The organism is Streptomyces sp. NPDC056987, assembly GCF_042673865.1.
In the GTDB taxonomy this organism is placed as follows: Bacteria; Actinomycetota; Actinomycetes; order Streptomycetales; family Streptomycetaceae; genus Streptomyces.
Genome location: NZ_JBHURV010000001.1, coordinates 151,276 through 167,223, shown reverse-complemented (window position 1 = coordinate 167,223; position 15,948 = coordinate 151,276). Strand labels below are relative to the sequence as shown.

15 protein-coding genes are annotated in these 15,948 nt (G+C 72.8%); 10 read left to right on the top strand and 5 right to left on the bottom strand.

What is annotated here, in order from left to right:
* The first annotated feature begins 152 nt into the window (after positions 1 to 152).
* The 3 genes from ACFTZC_RS00670 to ACFTZC_RS00660 all read left to right on the top strand — a co-directional run bounded on the left by ACFTZC_RS00670 (position 153) and on the right by ACFTZC_RS00660 (position 4,576).
* On the top strand, positions 153 to 1,028 hold the full coding sequence (locus ACFTZC_RS00670) for a hypothetical protein (protein WP_382885458.1): 876 nt from the start codon (positions 153 to 155) through the stop codon (positions 1,026 to 1,028).
* A gap of 154 nt (positions 1,029 to 1,182) precedes the next feature.
* A complete protein-coding gene (locus tag ACFTZC_RS00665; RefSeq protein WP_382885456.1) occupies positions 1,183 to 3,099 on the top strand; it encodes a family 43 glycosylhydrolase in 1,917 nt (638 codons plus the stop codon).
* 1 nt (position 3,100) lies between these two features.
* Entirely contained in the window at positions 3,101 to 4,576 is a 1,476-nt protein-coding gene (locus ACFTZC_RS00660; protein WP_382885455.1) for an RICIN domain-containing protein, read from the top strand.
* A gap of 12 nt (positions 4,577 to 4,588) precedes the next feature.
* Here ACFTZC_RS00660 and ACFTZC_RS00655 read toward each other — a convergent pair whose 3' ends face one another.
* Entirely contained in the window at positions 4,589 to 5,221 is a 633-nt protein-coding gene (locus ACFTZC_RS00655; RefSeq protein ID WP_382885453.1) for a TetR/AcrR family transcriptional regulator, read from the bottom strand.
* Between the two features lie 151 nt (positions 5,222 to 5,372).
* Between ACFTZC_RS00655 and ACFTZC_RS00650 the strand changes: the two genes are divergently transcribed.
* Positions 5,373 to 6,368 carry an NAD(P)-dependent alcohol dehydrogenase gene (locus tag ACFTZC_RS00650; RefSeq protein WP_382885452.1) on the top strand — a complete coding sequence of 332 codons (996 nt, stop codon included), beginning with the start codon at positions 5,373 to 5,375 and terminating at the stop codon, positions 6,366 to 6,368.
* A gap of 9 nt (positions 6,369 to 6,377) precedes the next feature.
* On the opposite strand, the gene ACFTZC_RS00645 is transcribed toward ACFTZC_RS00650, so the two are convergent.
* The 3 genes from ACFTZC_RS00645 to ACFTZC_RS00635 form a co-directional block, all read right to left on the bottom strand.
* Positions 6,378 to 8,138: an alpha-amylase family glycosyl hydrolase gene (locus ACFTZC_RS00645; RefSeq protein WP_382885451.1), complete on the bottom strand. Its 1,761-nt coding sequence runs from the start codon at positions 8,136 to 8,138 to the stop codon at positions 6,378 to 6,380.
* A gap of 94 nt (positions 8,139 to 8,232) precedes the next feature.
* On the bottom strand, positions 8,233 to 8,505 hold the full coding sequence (locus ACFTZC_RS00640) for a YkvA family protein (RefSeq protein WP_382885449.1): 273 nt from the start codon (positions 8,503 to 8,505) through the stop codon (positions 8,233 to 8,235).
* Positions 8,506 to 8,610: 105 nt separating this feature from the next.
* On the bottom strand, positions 8,611 to 8,835 hold the full coding sequence (locus ACFTZC_RS00635) for a hypothetical protein (protein ID WP_382885447.1): 225 nt from the start codon (positions 8,833 to 8,835) through the stop codon (positions 8,611 to 8,613).
* Positions 8,836 to 8,948: 113 nt separating this feature from the next.
* Between ACFTZC_RS00635 and ACFTZC_RS00630 the strand changes: the two genes are divergently transcribed.
* The 3 genes from ACFTZC_RS00630 (at position 8,949) to ACFTZC_RS00620 (ending at position 11,812) form a co-directional block, all read left to right on the top strand.
* Positions 8,949 to 9,479, top strand: coding sequence for a CGNR zinc finger domain-containing protein (locus ACFTZC_RS00630; protein WP_382885445.1), 531 nt, complete (start codon positions 8,949 to 8,951; stop codon positions 9,477 to 9,479).
* Positions 9,480 to 10,275: 796 nt separating this feature from the next.
* Positions 10,276 to 11,193: a S1 family peptidase gene (locus tag ACFTZC_RS00625; RefSeq protein WP_382885443.1), complete on the top strand. Its 918-nt coding sequence runs from the start codon at positions 10,276 to 10,278 to the stop codon at positions 11,191 to 11,193.
* Positions 11,194 to 11,407: 214 nt separating this feature from the next.
* Positions 11,408 to 11,812 (top strand): VOC family protein, encoded by a 405-nt coding sequence (locus ACFTZC_RS00620; RefSeq protein ID WP_382885441.1) that lies wholly within the window; start codon positions 11,408 to 11,410, stop codon positions 11,810 to 11,812.
* On the opposite strand, the gene ACFTZC_RS00615 is transcribed toward ACFTZC_RS00620, so the two are convergent.
* A complete protein-coding gene (locus ACFTZC_RS00615; protein WP_382885439.1) occupies positions 11,752 to 12,537 on the bottom strand; it encodes a helix-turn-helix domain-containing protein in 786 nt (261 codons plus the stop codon). The genes ACFTZC_RS00620 and ACFTZC_RS00615 overlap by 61 nt on opposite strands.
* A gap of 106 nt (positions 12,538 to 12,643) precedes the next feature.
* On the opposite strand from ACFTZC_RS00615, the gene ACFTZC_RS00610 reads away from it, so the two are divergent.
* From ACFTZC_RS00610 to ACFTZC_RS00600, 3 genes are read left to right on the top strand one after another with little or no spacing between them, the layout of a single operon-like run.
* On the top strand, positions 12,644 to 13,030 hold the full coding sequence (locus tag ACFTZC_RS00610) for a CU044_2847 family protein (RefSeq protein ID WP_382885437.1): 387 nt from the start codon (positions 12,644 to 12,646) through the stop codon (positions 13,028 to 13,030).
* Positions 13,027 to 14,889, top strand: a complete 1,863-nt coding sequence (locus ACFTZC_RS00605; RefSeq protein WP_382885436.1) for a trypsin-like peptidase domain-containing protein — start codon at positions 13,027 to 13,029, stop codon at positions 14,887 to 14,889. Before ACFTZC_RS00610 ends, ACFTZC_RS00605 begins: the two co-directional genes overlap by 4 nt.
* Before the next feature lie 41 nt (positions 14,890 to 14,930).
* A complete protein-coding gene (locus ACFTZC_RS00600; protein ID WP_382885434.1) occupies positions 14,931 to 15,941 on the top strand; it encodes an AAA family ATPase in 1,011 nt (336 codons plus the stop codon).
* The last annotated feature ends 7 nt before the right edge of the window (positions 15,942 to 15,948 follow it).

The window sequence follows — 15,948 nt, the reverse complement described above, 5'->3', positions numbered from 1 at the left end:
CCGTCGCCCCCCCCCCCCCCCACTAACCACCCCGGCCCAACACGCCGTTCTGACCCCCCCCCCCCCCCCCGGGGGGGGGGGGGGGGCGGGGGGGGGGGGGGCCCCCCCCCCCCCCCCACCCCCACAGCCCCCACACCCCGAGAAGAGCCGTGATGTCCTTACCCGCACTGCGTACCGCCGCGGTCGCCCTGATCGTCGGCGCTCTGACCGTTCTCGGCCTCGTCACCCCCGCGGGCGCCGTCCCCGTCGTCGCCGGCGCCGCGCCCGCGGCGGCCGTACCGGCGGCCGCCTGGAACCCGCCCGCCCAGCTCGTCCGGCCGCTGGACGAGGTCTGGCGGCATGTCGAGTCCACCTACCCCGACCTGTACGGCTTCCGGAACTACGGCTGGGACCAGGTGATGGCCAACCGGGGCCGGATCGCCTACTGCGTCCGCTGGGAGTCCGACCAGCCGGTCAGCGCGCAGCTGCGCGACGAGATCCACGCCGCGCTCAAGCGTCAGTCGAAGAAGTGGACGGACACCGTCGCGGGCTTCGAGGGCTTCCCGTACGCGCAGGTCCCGGTCGACATCGTCGGCTGGGCCGTCAAGAACCGCTCCACGCTCCAGTGGACCGACAACTCCGTCGACATCTACACCAATGTGCTCGACGGCGGGGGCGCACCGCAGTGCGCGCCCGACTGCGGGCGCTTCTTCCACCAGAACGGCGACTACTCCAAGTGCCCGGGCGGCGCCGCCCGCCACTACGACCAGTCGCTGTGGCTGACCAAGGGCTTCCAGGGCGGCGCGGGCGGTGACTGGGGGCAGCGCATCGGCAGCGAGTACATGGTCGGCGCGCGCGGCCAGGAGGACATCCACATCCTGGAGCACGAGATCGGGCACACCTACGGCCTCGACGACTTCTACGACTGGACGCCGACCGGTGTCGGCGGCTTCCTCATGAAGGCGGGCAGCGCCACCCGGATCACCGAGTTCGACCAGTGGATGTACCGGGACTTCTGGCGTCATCTGAAGAGCCGTTACGGTCTCTGACCCGCCCGGCGCGAGGGGCGGGCGGGACGGGTGAGGTCGGTCCCGTCCGCCCCGTTGACCTCCCCGTACCGCACCTCTACGGTTTCGGCGTTCGGAATCACAGATGGCGTTCGACATCTCGGACGTGTCCCTCTGTCCCGGAAAGGGAGACTGCATGAGCCGCAGTGATGTCCCCGGCCGACGCGTGCTGTTGAAGGGGGCGCTCGGCGCGGGTGCCCTCGCCGCCGTCCCCGGCGTCGCCCGCGCCGCCACACCCGCCTCGCCCGGCGTCCCCGCCGACCCCGCCGCGGGCCCCGGCGGGGACCGTACGCCCCCGCCGGGGCCCGCGTACCGCAATCCGCTGGTGGAGCGGCGGGCCGATCCGTACATCCACCGGCACACCGACGGCCGTTACTACTTCACGGCGACGTCTCCCGAGTACGACCGCATCATCCTGCGCCGCTCCCCCACCCTGGGCGGCCTGTCGACCGCGCAGGAGTCGGTGATCTGGCGGCGGCACACGAGCGGTGACATGGGCGCGCACATCTGGGCCCCGGAGATCCACCACATCGACGGGAAGTGGTACATCTACTTCGCCGCGGGACGCGCAGACGACGTGTGGCGGATCCGGATCTGGGTGCTGGAGAACGCCAACGCCGATCCGTTCCAGGGCACCTGGACGGAGAAGGGGCGGATCACCACCGCCTGGGACACCTTCTCCCTCGACGCGACCACCTTCACCCACCGCGGCACCCGCTATCTCGCCTGGGCGCAGCAGGAGCCCGGGATCGACAACAACAGCGGTCTCTTCCTCTCAGCGATGGCGAACCCGTGGACGCTGAAGGGGCCGCAGATCCGGCTCAGCACACCGGAGTTCGACTGGGAGACCGTCGGGTTCAAGGTCAACGAGGGGCCGGCCGTCATCCAGCGGAACGGCCGGGTCTTCCTCTCGTACTCGGCGAGCGCCACCGACCACCACTACTGCGTGGGGCTGCTCACCGCCCGCGCGGACAGCGATCTGATGAACCCCGCCGCCTGGTCGAAGTCGCCTGCACCGGTCTTCGTCAGCAGTTCGGCGAACGGGCAGTACGGTCCCGGCCACAACTCGTTCACCGTCGCCGAGGACGGGCGTACGGATGTGCTCGTCTACCACGCCCGGCAGTACAAGGAGATCAACGGCGACCCGCTCAACGACCCGAACCGGCACACCCGGATCCAGCGGCTGGGCTGGCGGGCGGACGGCACCCCGGACTTCGGGGTGCCGGTGGCCGACGGACCGGTCCCGGAGGCCGCCGCGGCGGTGACGCGGTACACGATGACGGCGTTCACCAACTCCAGCGAGTCCAACATGTACGTGTACGAGTCGGCGGACGCGCTGGGGTACTCACTGCTGAGGGGGCCCGCGTACACCCCGCCCTCGGGGCTGATCCGCGATCCGAGCCTGATCCGGCACACCGACGGCTACTACTACATCGTGCACACCACCGACTGGACGGGGAACACGATCGGGTTCGCCCGCAGCAGGGACCGTACGAACTGGCAGTTCCACGCCCGCCACACCCTGCCGGTGGCCGGGGTGGCGCGTACCTGGGCGCCCGAGTGGTTCGTGGACGCGGACGGCCGTACGCACATCATCGTCTCCCTCGACACGACGAACACGTACACCTTCCGGCCGCATCTGCTGAGCGCGACGGACGGCTCGCTGCTCAACTGGACGGCGCCGAAGCCGGTGGCGGGGCTCGACCGCTCGAACTACATCGACACGTTCGTCGTGCGCCACGACGGCAAGTACCACGCGATCACCAAGCAGGAGACGACGAAGTATCTGGAGCACGCCGTCGCGGACCGGCTCGAAGGCCCGTACACGTTCACCGGCACCGGCGACTGGGCGGGCTGGGGCAGCTGGCGGGAGGGGCCCGCGCTCGTCCGGCTGGACAACGGCGGCTGGCGGATCTACTTCGACGGCTACGCGGAGCAGAAGTACTACTACAGCGACAGTCTGGACGGGCTGCGCACCTGGACGCCGATCCGGCAGCTGCCCGGACTCTCGGGCTTCGCACGGCACTTCACCGTACTGAGGGAGCGTGTCTGAGATGAGACGGGTACGTACGGTTCTGCTCGCGCTCTGCGTCGCGGCGGCGGGGTTCCTCCTCCCCGCGACCGCCGCGCAGGGCACCGAGGGGCCCGCCTCGGCGCGGGACACGGGGGTGGGACCCTCCGCGCAGCGCGCCGCGGCGGGTCCCGTCACCGTCACCAACGGCGGTCAGTTCACGGACACCGGCGGGCAGTTGGTGCACGCCCATGGCGGCGGGGTCATCAAGGTCGGCTCCTGGTACTACTGGTTCGGCGAGAACCGCAACGCGGACAACACCTTCCGGTACGTCTCGGCGTACCGCTCCGCCGACCTGAAGACCTGGGAGTTCCGCCGGCATGTGCTGACCCAGGCCACCGACCCGGAGCTGGCCGCCGCCAACATCGAGCGGCCGAAGGTGCTCTACAACGCGGCGACCGGCCGGTTCGTGATGTGGATGCACAAGGAGAGCGCCACGGACTACAGCCAGGCGCGGGCCGCCGTGGCCACGTCCGCCACGGTCGACGGCGACTACGCCTGGAAGGGGAGCTTCCGGCCGCTCGGCACCCACATGTCGCGTGACATCACCGTCTTCACGGACACCGACGGCACCGGCTACATGGTGTCGGCCGCCCGGGAGAACTACGACCTCCAGATCTACCGGCTCACCTCCGACTACACCGCTGTCGAGAGCCTGGTCGCCAACCCCTGGCCGGGCGGGCACCGCGAGGCCCCGGCGCTCTTCAAGCGGGGCGGCGTCTACTTCATGCTGACCTCCGGCGCCACGGGGTGGAACCCCAACCAGCAGCAGTACGCCACCGCGACCTCGCTCGCCGGGCCGTGGAGCGCGATGCGGAACGTGGGCGACTCGACGGCGTACAACTCCCAGACCGCGTACGTCCTGCCGCTCCAGGGCACGTCGGGCACCTCGTACCTCTACCTGGGCGACCGGTGGGGCAACTCGTTCGGCCAGAAGGTCAACGACTCGCGGTACGTGTGGCTGCCGCTCACCTTCCCGACCAGCACCTCGCTGACCATGGACTGGTACCCGGAGCTGACCGTCGACACGGCGGCGGGCACCGTGACCGGTTCCGGCGGGCCGTACGAGACGCTGACCGCCCGGCACAGCGGCAAGTGCGCCGACGTACCGAACCAGTCGGTGCTCGACGGTGTGGCACTGACGCAGTACACCTGCAACGGCGGCGGCAATCAGCGGTTCTGGTTCAAGAACACCGGTGACGGATACGCCCAGTTGATGGCCCGGCACAGCTCGCTCTGCCTGACGGAGACGGCGGCCGACGTCCAGCAGCGCGCGTGCGGCGGCGCGCCCGAGCAGCAGTGGCGCGTGGCGGTGAACACGAGCGGGTACACCACGCTGACCTCCCGCGCGAGCGGTGAGTGCCTCGACGTGACGTCCGGGTCCGCCGAGAACTCCGCCAGGATCATCACCTACACCTGCACCGGCACCACCAACCAGCAGTGGCAGCGGGGCACTTGACGTGACGCCTCGTCAGACCGCGTAGAGGCGGTCCAGGCCGAGCGGGGCCGGGGGCGGCAGCGGCTCGGCGCCCTCGGCCCGGAACGCCTGGAGGAGATAGCCGACGAGCCGCCGGGACGCCTCCGGCCCGGTGTCGCCGCCGGCGCCGGTGGCGACACCGCAGTTGGCCAGGAGGATCAGGGTGAGGTCCGCCAGGGCGAAGTCGGGGCGCAGCCGCCCGGCCGCCTGGGCCCGCCGGACCAGCCCGGCGAACGCCTCCTCGGCGCGCTCGCGCTCCCGCTCGAAGGCGAACGCCCCGGGGAACGCGGTGAGGAACGCGGCGGTGAACCCCCGGTCCACGGCGTGCAGGGCGCAGATCTTCTCGACGACCGCGCAGAACCCGCGCCACGGGTCGGGGTCGGCGACGGCCTCGTGCACGACCGCGACACAGTCCGCGAGCTGGTCCGAGAAGACCTCGGTGACCAGCGACTCCTTGGTGGGGAAGCGCCGGTAGAGGGTGGCGGCGCCGACGCCCGAGCGCCGGGCGATCGCGGACATCGGCACGTCGAGGCCGTGTGCGGCGAAGGTCTCGCGCGCGGCCGCGAGGATGCGTTCGCGATTGTGGAGCGCGTCGGAGCGCAGCATCCGAGAGGGTTCGGTGGGCATGACTCTCACTTTAACCCAAGTGGAAGAGGTCGTTCATTTAGCGTGTTAGCGTGACCGGCAAGTGAACGACCTCTTCCATTTAACCCGGTCGCTCCCCTCCTCCACGCCGTTCCCCGGCACTCCGTCCACCCCACTCCTGACAGGCAGAGCATTGAGCGAGATGCGCGCGGCACTGTACGACCGTTACGGCCCCCCGGAGGTGCTCCACGAGGGCACGGTGCCGACGCCCGTCGCCGGCCCCGGCGAGCTGCTGGTACGGGTCCACGGCGTCGGCGTGAACGGGGGCGAACTCCCGATGCGGGCCGGGCAGCTGGCGGCCCTGGGCGGCCGGAACTTCCCCAAGCGCACCGGTGTCGACTTCGCCGGCGAGGTGGCGGCGCTGGGCCCCGGTCTCACCGGTCCCGCGGTGGGCGCCCGGGTGTGGGGCGCCGTGCCGCGCAGTCGGGTTCTGCGCGGACGGTCCGGCAGCGCGGCCGAATACGTGGCCGTACGCCCCCGGCAGGTGGCGCTCGCCCCCGCCGGGACCGACCTCGTGCGGGCCGCCGCGCTGCCCATCGTCGGCACGACCGCGGTCACGGCGCTGCGCGACAAGGCCCGCCTGCGGCCCGGCGAGCGGCTGCTGGTGCGCGGCGCGAGCGGCGGGGTCGGCCATGTCGCCGTCCAGCTCGGCCGGGCGCTCGGCGCGCGGGTCACCGCGCTCACCGGCGCCGGGAACCTCGACTTCGTGCGGGAACTGGGCGCCGACGAGGCGTACGACTACCGCACCACCGGGCCGGACGAGCTGGGCACGTTCGACGTCGTGCTCGACACCGTCGGCAAGGACCTGCGCGCCTACCGGGCGCTGCTCGCGCCCGGCGGCCGCATGGGGGCGATCGCCTTCGACCCCGGCAGGCCGGTCCCCGCGATCGGGTACGTGCTCGGGTCCGCCGTCTTCGGCTCCCGGCGGATCCGGGCCTTCAGCGGCAACCCCCTGCACCAGGACTTCGCCGACCTGACCGGTTACGTGGAGAGCGGGGCCGTGCGGCCGGTCGTGGCCGCCGTGCACCCGCTCGCGGAGATCGCCGCGGCCCACCGCGCGCTGGAGGCCGGCGGGGTACGGGGGAAGCACGTCGTCCAGGTGGTCCGGCCCTCCGGCCCCGCCTCCTGAGGGCGCCCTTCACCCCTCCGCGGAACCCCGGGCATCGAGCCAGACGGCCGTGTCCGGGGCCAGCAGCAGCCCGCGCGGCGCACGGTCCGGCGTGGCGGCGTCCGTCGCCGGGGCATCGCTGAACAGCAGCGGCACCGCTCCCGCGGGCAGCGGCAGCGGGGCGCCCGAGAAGTTCACCCGGCACTCCAGCCCCGCGCCCTTCCGGAAGGCCAGCTCGCCCTCGGCGGACGGCAGCCACGCGAAGGACTCGTCGCCGCGGAAGCCCCGGCGCAGGGACAGCGCCGTACGGTACAGCTCCAGGAACGAGCCGGGGCGGCCCGTCTGCGCCTCGACCGCGTACCCGCCCCAGCCGGCCGGCTGGGGCAGCCAGCTCCCGCCGGGGCCGAAGCCGTACGAGGAGCCGGTCGCCGTCCACGGCAGCGGCACCCGGCAGCCGTCGCGGCCCTTCACCGTGCGCCCGGTGCGCTCCCACATCGGGTCGCGCAGCGCCTCGGCGGGCAGGTCGGCGACCTCGGGGAGGCCCAGTTCCTCGCCCTGGTAGAGATAGGTCGTGCCGGGCAGGGCGAGGGTCAGCAGCGCGGCGGCGCGGGCCCGCCGCCGCCCCAGGGCCTCGTCCGGCGCGGGCGTGGGGCCCTCGCTCATCAGCCAGGCGCGCGGGTCGGTCCCCTCGGGCAGCGCGTACCGGGTGAGATGGCGGACCACGTCGTGGTTGGAGAGCACCCAGGTCGGCAGGGAGCCGACGGACGCCGCGCCGGTGAGGGACATGTCGATGACGTCCCGGAACGCCTCGGCCCCCCAAGGGCAGCGCAGATGGAAGAAGTTGAACGCCTGGTGGAGTTCGTCGGGCCGGGTGTACAGCGGCAGCCTCGCCGCGCTGACCCCCGCCTCCGCGACCATGATCCGGGGCGGCGCGTACGAGTCGGTGATCTTGCGCCAGACACGGTAGATGTCGTGGACCTCGTCGCGGTCCCAGAACGGGTGGTCCTCGCCGCTGGGCGGCGCGTTGAGGGGCGCGGTGTCGCCGCCCCGGGTGTCGCGCAGCGGCGGGGTGAGGTCCTTGCGCAGCCCGTGCGCCACATCGATACGGAAACCGTCGACACCGAGGTCCAGCCAGAAACGCAGGGTGCGCTCGAAATCGGCGATGACGTCGGAGTTCTCCCAGTTCAGATCGGGCTGCTCGGCGGCGAAGATATGCATGTACCACTGGCCGTCGGGGAGCCGGGTCCAGGCCGGGCCGCCGAACTTGGACTGCCAGTCCGCGGGCGGCTCCGCCCCGTCCGGCCCGCCGCCGTCCCGGAAGACGAACCGGTCGCGGGCGGCCGAGCCCGGCGGTGAGGCGAGGGCCTCCACGAACCAGGGGTGCCGCTCGGAGCAGTGGTTGGGCACGATGTCGACGATCGTACGGAGCTGGAGCGACCGGGCCCGCGCCAGCAGCGCGCGGAAGTCGTCCAGGGTGCCGTGGCGCGGGTCGACATCCCGGTAGTCGGCGACGTCGTAGCCGCCGTCGGCCAGCGGCGAGGGATAGAACGGCGTGAGCCAGACGGCGTCGGCGCCCAGCTCCGCGACATGGCCGAGGCGGTCGGTGATCCCCCGGAGGTCACCCATGCCGTCGCCGTCGGCGTCGGCGAAGCTCGGGACGTAGACCTGGTAGACGACGGACTCCCGCCACCAGTCGCGCGGGCCGCCGCAACCGGCGCCCCGGCCACTGCCGCCACTGCCGCCGCTGCCGCCGTTGTCAGCGCTGCCGTCCGGGATCGCGTGCTGAGTCACTGGTACCTCTCGTGCCGATGAAACCAGGCCGAAACTCTAGTGGTGCGGTGCGATCATCCCTTCATCGCGCCGACCACGGCCCCTGGTTCCGGTATTACGGCAGCTTCTCCTCCGCGGAGTTCAGCGAGCGCAGGGCCATCAGCAGCACCCCGATGTCGTCGAGGTACACGGGATCGGGCAGCAGGTCGACGGGCAGGACCAGATAGCCGAGCGCCGCCCAGAACAGCCACTTCCTCGTCAGGGGCACGCCCGCCTTCAGCAGGGTGCCGCGGGCCCGGACGAGCCGTACGGCCAGCACGATCGCGGCGCCCAGGGTGAGGGCGACCAGGACGACGGCCACGGCGACGAGGATCTGGAGTTCGCTCACGGCGTCCTCCCCCTTCGGGCTCAGGGACTTCGGGCTCAGGGACTACGGGCCCAAGGACTACGGGCTTCGGGCTCGCTCTCTCCGGATACCCGCCCGGGCGCCGGGTCACCGGCACCGGTCACCCGTACGCCCCCGGCGCGGACCGGGCGGACCGGAGGCGTACGGGGCGGACCGGGGCGCCCGGGGGAGGACCTTCGCGAGCCGGCCGTCGACCAGGACCACCACGCCGCCGCAGCGGCAGGCGCAGTACTCCACCACCCCCTGCGACGTCGCATGGCGGGACAGCAGGGACCAGCGGGCGTCGTCCGCCGCGCCCGCCCTGTCGCACACCGCGCACCGGTCCTCATCGGGACACCCACCGTCACCACACCGTATTCGCATACGGCCAGCGTGCTGTCATGACCTAGTTACGTTCAACCATTACATGTGGCTACGGTGGGGCCATGCAGTTCACCCACTACGGCGGCGAGGCCGCACTGCTCGCCATGGACCTGGTCAACGCCACGGCCACCGGCGCCCCGTTCACGCCCGCGAGCCTGGAGCCGCTGCTGGCCGCGCGCGGCACCGCCCGGCGCTCGCTGACCCTCGCGGAGGCGGCCGAGGTCGAGGCGTGGAGCCACCGTCTGGCACCCTGCTTCGGCCCGCAGGATCCGCGGCTGCGCCGGGAGGCCGTCAACGGCCTGCTCGCCGAGGCGGCCAGCAAGCCGTACATCACCGTGCACGACGGCCACGCCCCGCACCTCCACTACGCCGACCCCGCCCTCGGCCCGGTCGCCCACATCCGTGCCGTCACGGCCGCCGCGCTCGCCCATGTGATCTGCTTCGCCGGCCCCTCCCGGCTGGGCACATGCGCCCGCGCCCGGTGCGGTCTGGCCTTCGTCGACACGTCACGCAACGGCAGGCGGGCCTACTGCTCCGTGCGGTGCGCCAACAACGACGCGGTGGCCCGGCACCGGCGACGGGGCACGGACTGAATCGAACCCCTCTCCACCGCCTTCCCGCCGGTCCGACCGGTCGTTACGTCGCGGACACCCGGGACGGCTCGCCGACGATCCGCGGAAGACGGTGCTGCTCGACGCGGTGTACGGCGCGCTCCGACGCCGCCCTCCCAGGGCCCGCGCCACCTCACCCGCAGCACACGTCCCGGGCGAACACAAGGGCGCCCCATCGGCCGAATTTGCGGACGGTCGGGCGCCGTTCGGCCTCCACCCCCACTCTCGATCGAAAAGATCCGGCCATGATCATCATCAGAGCATTTCGTGGTACGCCGCCGTTAAACGGACGTTCTACGCGCAGAGATTCCAAACTTTCGGCCGTAACCCCGAGATCACCGCATGCCGTTGCGTCATCTCCGCGACACCCACGGTGAACCATGTGTGTTTGTGATGTCCCATCGTTTGGCAAAATCGTGGCCGAATGACGACTGGGGGCGATTGCCCATCTCAGCAAGGGTGTTGACGGTCTGTCACCAGCCACCCCGCCCACCGCCACGGGCTTTGCTGTAGCTCATTCGCGGTAGCCCGGCAGGGTGGCCGAGCGGGGCGGAGCGACCGGCCGGGAAGGCGCCCGGCGGCCGGGTTCCGGGGCTTCGGGGGAGGCTCGCGCCGCAGGTCCAGAAGTCGGCCTTGCCTCACCAGCGAACGAACCCAAGGATTCACCTCGTGCGATTGACAGGTTCACGGCTAAAACCGAATGGCCGTGCACGGTCGTACGCCAGCGGTCCGCTAACCCAACCGGGCCGCGAAGCTCCCCCACTCAATGGAGGATGTTGTGTCCATCAAGCGCCTTTCCCCCCTCAGCGCGGCGTCCAGACGAGCCCGGCTCCTCGCCGTCGCCTCCGGTCTGGTGACCGCGGTCGCGCTTGCGGCCCCGAGTGCCGTCGCCGCCCCGGCGCCGGCCCCCGCTCCTTCCGCGGCGCAGCTCGCCGCCGCCAGCAGCGCCATCGGCGCGGCTGACATCGCCGGTACGGCCTGGTACACGGACAAGGCGTCCGGCAAGGTCGTCGTCACCGTCGACAGCACGGTCTCCGACGCGGAGATCGCCGAGATCAAGAACTCCGTGGCGGACACCGACGCGGGCGTCACGATCAAGCACACCGAGGGCAAATTCAGCAAGCTGATCGCGGGCGGCGAGGCCATCTACGCCGGCGGCGGCCGCTGCTCCCTCGGCTTCAACGTCCGCAGCGGCTCGACGTACTACGCGCTGACCGCCGGCCACTGCACCAACATCGGCAGCGCCTGGTACACCAACTCGGCCGGCACCGCCTCGCTGGGCACCCGCGCCGGGACGAGCTTCCCGACCAACGACTACGGCATCATCCGCCACTCCAACACGGCGGCGGCCGACGGCCGGGTCTACCTGTACAACGGCTCGTACCAGGACATCACCAGCGCGGCCAACCCGACGGTCGGCCAGAGCGTGCGCCGCAGCGGCTCCACCACCGGGGTCCGCTCCGGCACGGTCACCGCGCTCAACGCGACCGTCAACTACGGCGGCGGCGACGTCGTCTACGGCATGATCCAGACCAACGTCTGCGCCGAGCCCGGCGACAGCGGCGGCGCGCTCTTCGCGGGCACCACCGCGCTGGGCCTGACCTCGGGCGGCAGCGGCAACTGCACCTCCGGCGGCACCACGTTCTTCCAGCCGGTCGTGGAGGCCCTGAACGCCTACGGCGTCAGCGTCTACTAGGCCGCCCCTCCGTACCGGGGTACGACCTGTCGCCGCCGGTACGGACGCACCGCCGCACCACCGTACGACCGTACGGGATCCCCCACACCCGTACCCGCTCCGCGCACGACCGGCGGGGCGCGCCCAAACCCCGGCCCCCCCGGCCCGTCTCCCCCAGGGGACCCCCGCCCCGTAGGTGAAAAACCGCCGGGGGCGGGCCCCCCACCGGGGGCGCATGACGAGAACCCCCGCTCCACGACTCGACGCGATCGGCCTGGTCGTCTCCGACATGGCCGCCTCGCTCGCCTTCTACCGCCTGCTCGGCCTCGAACCGCCCGCCGGGTCGGAGACGGCGCCGCACGCCGAGGCGACGCTGCCGAACGGGCTGCGGGTCCTCTGGGACACAGAGGAGACCATGCGCTCCTTCGGCCCGCAGTGGACCAGGCCCGAGGCCGGCGAGCGGATCGGGCTCGCCTTCCGCTGCGACGGTCCGGCGGCGGTGGACTCCCTGTACACCGCGCTGACCGAGGCCGGGTACCGCGGCCATCTCAAGCCGTGGGACGCGGTCTGGGGACAGCGTTACGCCGTCGTCCTCGACCCGGACGGCTGCGGGGTCTCGCTGTTCGCGGACGCCGCGTAGGCGCGCTCGTAGGCGCGGAGGGTGAGTCCGGCCAGCGCGCGTGTCTCCCTGGCGAGATGCGCCTGGTCGGCGCAGCCCGCGGCGAGCGCGGCGGCGGCGTACGGCACACCGCGCCGTACCAGCTCCAGTGCGCGCTGGAGCCGCAGCACCCGGGCGAGGGTCTTGGGGCCGTAGCCGAAGGCGTCCAGGGAGCGGCGGTGCAGCTTCCGGGCGCCGAGGCCGACGGCGTCGGCGACCGCGGCGACCGGGCGCCCCGCGTTCAGCCCGCTGACGACGGCCCGAAGCAGCGGGTCGGGCGGATCGGCCCCGGCCGCGCACCGGAGCGCCACCGTCTCCAGCGCGGTGGCCGGATCGGTCGCGGCGGCGACGCGCGCGGTGAACCCGGTGACGGCACGCACCTTCGCCGGTGACCAGAGGTCGGCGAGCTCGACCCGCCGGTCGCGCAGCTCGTACGCGGGCACCCCGAGCAGCGCGGGCGCGGTCCCGGGCGCGAACCGTACGCCGGCGCAGTGCAGCCCGGACACGCCCTCGGGGGTGTACGCGTGGGTGTCGGGGCCCGCGACCAGCAGTCTGCCGCCGATCCACAGCAGATCCATGCAGCCGTCGGGGAGTACGGGGTACGGGACGGCCCCGGGGTCCCGCACACTCTTCGCCGTATCCGTCGGCGTCGCCGACCGGGTCCAGACGATCGCACCGTCGAGCCGCGATGCCCGTTCCTCATACATACGATTCAGGCTAAAGCCTCGCCCCACCGGCGGCCGTTGATCCAGAATGGTCGCTCTGCGGGGTGTCCGGACGGGGATGCCGCGGGGTCTATCGCGGGGGCGACCGATGACAGCACTGATGGAATTCACCACGGACAGCGGGGCGACCGTCACGGTCGAGGTGGCGCAGGACGCCCCCGGTGCCCGGCCGGTGTCGCGCGCCAACTCCCTGACACAGGCGGGCCGCAGCTTCGACGCGGCGCTCCAGGGCATCCGCGCCGCGGCCGAGTCGGCGCTCACCGTGTTCCGGGACGGCTCGCTCCGGCCGGACGGGGTGGAGCTGGAGTTCGGCGTGAAGATGATGGCCGAGGCGGGCGCGGTGATCGCCAAGACGGCCACCGAGGGGCATCTGACGGTGAAGCTGTCCTGGAACCCGGGCGCGGCGGCGGCCGGGTCCCCAGCTCCCGAGCCGGCCCCGGCCTCGGCGGGGGACCCGGGAGCGGCGGGCCGGTGACGCGTTCGCCCGCCTGGCACGCGCGGATCGATGTCGCGGGGCTGGTCGAGGGCTCGGGTTTCCTCGTCTCCGACCGTACGGTGCTGACCTGCGCCCATGTGCTGGGCCACCACGACCGGGCCGAGGCGGTCTTCCCCGGCGCCCCCGGGCTCGCCCCGCTCGCCGCCCGTGTCGTGGCCCGGGGCGCGTGGGCCGGCGGCGACCGCGATCCGGGGGATCTGGCCGTGCTGGAGCTGGAACGCCCGGTGGCCATCGCGCCCGCGGCCTTCGCGGCGGTCGACGCGCCGCACGCCTCACCGTCGCCGAAGCTGGTGGCGTACGGCTTCCCCCACGGATACGGGGAGGAGGGCGTCCAGAGCGAACTGGTCGTCACCTCAAGCCAGTTGATCGGTGCGGAGTGGGCGCAGCTCGAATTCGCGCGGGGGTACGGGCAGCAGACCGACCGGGGTTTCAGCGGCGCCGCCGTGATGCTGGAGGGCAGCGGGACGGTGGCCGGCATGGTCGTCTCGCACGACCCGGTGACCCGTAACAGCCGGATGATCCCGGCGACGGTGCTGGCGCGGCACTGGGCGCCGCTGGGCGACCTCGTCCCCACGCCCGGCTATCCGGCGGAGGAGAAGCGCGGGCTGCGCAGGCTGGTCGCCCGCTCCCCCGCCGTCCCGGGCCCGCTGGACCGGCTGCTGCGCGAGGCGGCGGGACCGCTCCGCGTCGACCTGCCGCCCGGCGAGCCGCGCTCGCTGTGGGAGGCGGTCTGGTACCTGCTGTCGGAGTCGACGCCCACCGCCGGCGCGCTGCCCCTCGCCGAACTGGCGGTACGGCTCGGCGGGCTGGTCGGGGACGAGGCGCTGGGGCGGGAGCTGCGGGAGTGGGCCCGCGCCCACCGGGCCCGGCACGACGCGCCACGGCCGTGGTCCTCCGCCCCGCCGGGCCCGGTGGCACCGCCCGCGCCTGCGCCCGCGCCACTGTCCGCGAAACAACCGCCGGCGGTGCCGATGCCCGCGCCGGTGCCGATGCCCGCGCCGGCGCCCGCGGTGCCGGTCGTCCCGCCCGTGCGCCGCTGGTCGCCGATCCTGGTCGAGATCAGACGCAGCGGCGCCGGCCGCAACGCGCTGCTGGTGGAGGTCTCGGCGTACCGCGACGGCAGCCGCCGACTGGTGGGTGAAGAACGGCTGGCGGAGCGCGAGGTCCGCGCCTGGGTGCTCGACCGGATCGACGACGCGTTCGCGGAGATCGACCCGGAGGGCCAGGAGCTGATCGCCTTCGCCCTGCCGCGCGGCTGGCTGAACAAACCGGTCGACCGCTGGGCGGGGCGCAAGGCGATGAGCACACCGCTGGGGTGTGTGGCACCGGTGGTGGTGATGGACCACGACCGGCGCGCCAGCGGCAGGCTCCAGTTCCGGCTGAAGAAGATCTGGGACGTACTCGACCGGCAGCCCGGCTCGGCCGTCCACCGGATCTCCTGCACCGGACCGGTCAGACCCGAGCGGCTGACCGTACAGCTCCAGGACGTGACCGGCCCGGTGGCGCTGACCAGACCGCCGAAGGCGCCGCGCGACCGGGCCCTGCACGGCGCGGTGCTGGACGCCCCCGCGCCGATCGTGCTCTGGCCGCGCACCGGATGCCCCGGCGGGGCGGAGTGTGACGGCGCGTGCCGCGGGGAGGAGTTCCTGGACGCGCTGGCCGAGCGGTTGGCGGCGCTGCCACCGGGTGAACTGCCCGAGCAGATCCTCGCGTTGCGCAGGACGGCGTTCGCGCACGACGGTCCGGAACCGCACTGGGCGGCGGAGCTGTCCTTCGTCTGGGAGGATCCGCGCTGGTTCCCCGCCGTCCCCCGGCTGAGCGGGACCCCCGTCGGCTGACAGACCGATCATCCCCTCCCCCCTCAGAGCTGGAGCCCCGAATGTCCCTGTGGCCGGTCTACACCGGAGCCGACGAACCGCACGACGGCGTAGGGCGGTTGCCCGCGCCGCCGCCGTGGCGGGACTTCGACGGCGGCCCCGCGGTCGAGCCGCCCCCGGACGACGAGGTCTCCTCGCCGGACCGCGAACACCGGGCGCGGGCATACCGGACGACCGACGAAAGCGTCCAACTGGTCAACGCGGCACTGTACTTGCGCCGCCCGCTGCTGGTGACGGGACCGCCGGGCAGCGGCAAGTCGAGCCTGCCGTACGCGGTGGCGCGGGAGTTGCGGCTCGGCCCCGTACTGCGCTGGAACATCACCAGCCGGAGCACGCTGGGCGACGGGCTCTACCAGTACGACCCGCTCTCCCGGCTCTACGCGGCGGGCCAGGGCCCGCAGGGGCCGGGCGGCGGGAGCGGCGGGCACATCGAGGACCATCTCCGGCTGGGCCCGCTCGGGACGGCGCTGCTGCCGTACGAGCGGCCCCGCGTGCTGCTGATCGACGAGATCGACAAGAGCGATCTGGACCTGCCCAACGATCTGCTGAACGTCATGGAGGAGGGTCAGTACGAGATCCCCGAACTGGTCCGCGCCGCCAGGACCCGCCCCGGCGCGCGGGTGCTGACCGCCGACGCCGACCGGCTGGTGGCGGTGGAGCGCGGCCGGGTGCGCTGCCGGGCCTTCCCGTTCGTGGTGCTGACGAGCAACGGGGAGCGCGAGTTCCCGCCGGCGTTTCTGCGGCGGTGTGTGACCCTGGAGCTGAGGCAGCCGGTCGCGGCCCATCTGGAGGAGATCGTCCGGGCCCATCTCGGGGAGCTGGACGCACCGGGCAGAGAGCTGATCCGTACGTTCCTGGAGCGCGGCAGCGGCGGCGAACTGGCGACGGACCAGCTGCTCAACGCGATCTACCTGACGCGTACTTCGGGGCTGGCCGGGGCCTCGCGCGAACAACTGGCGGACCATCTCCTGCGCTATCTGAGCCGGGCGCCGGAACCCGACGACGACTTCTGACGACGGC

Coding starts and splice junctions, on each gene's coding strand:
- ACFTZC_RS00630 (WP_382885445.1), top strand. CDS start 8,949: ATGCAGTTCACCCACTACGGCGGCGAGGCCGCACTGCTCGCCATGGAC.
- ACFTZC_RS00660 (WP_382885455.1), top strand. CDS start 3,101: ATGAGACGGGTACGTACGGTTCTGCTCGCGCTCTGCGTCGCGGCGGCG.
- ACFTZC_RS00620 (WP_382885441.1), top strand. CDS start 11,408: ATGACGAGAACCCCCGCTCCACGACTCGACGCGATCGGCCTGGTCGTC.
- ACFTZC_RS00665 (WP_382885456.1), top strand. CDS start 1,183: ATGAGCCGCAGTGATGTCCCCGGCCGACGCGTGCTGTTGAAGGGGGCG.
- ACFTZC_RS00670 (WP_382885458.1), top strand. CDS start 153: ATGTCCTTACCCGCACTGCGTACCGCCGCGGTCGCCCTGATCGTCGGC.
- ACFTZC_RS00615 (WP_382885439.1), bottom strand. CDS start 12,537: ATGTATGAGGAACGGGCATCGCGGCTCGACGGTGCGATCGTCTGGACC.
- ACFTZC_RS00655 (WP_382885453.1), bottom strand. CDS start 5,221: ATGCCCACCGAACCCTCTCGGATGCTGCGCTCCGACGCGCTCCACAAT.
- ACFTZC_RS00610 (WP_382885437.1), top strand. CDS start 12,644: ATGACAGCACTGATGGAATTCACCACGGACAGCGGGGCGACCGTCACG.
- ACFTZC_RS00600 (WP_382885434.1), top strand. CDS start 14,931: ATGTCCCTGTGGCCGGTCTACACCGGAGCCGACGAACCGCACGACGGC.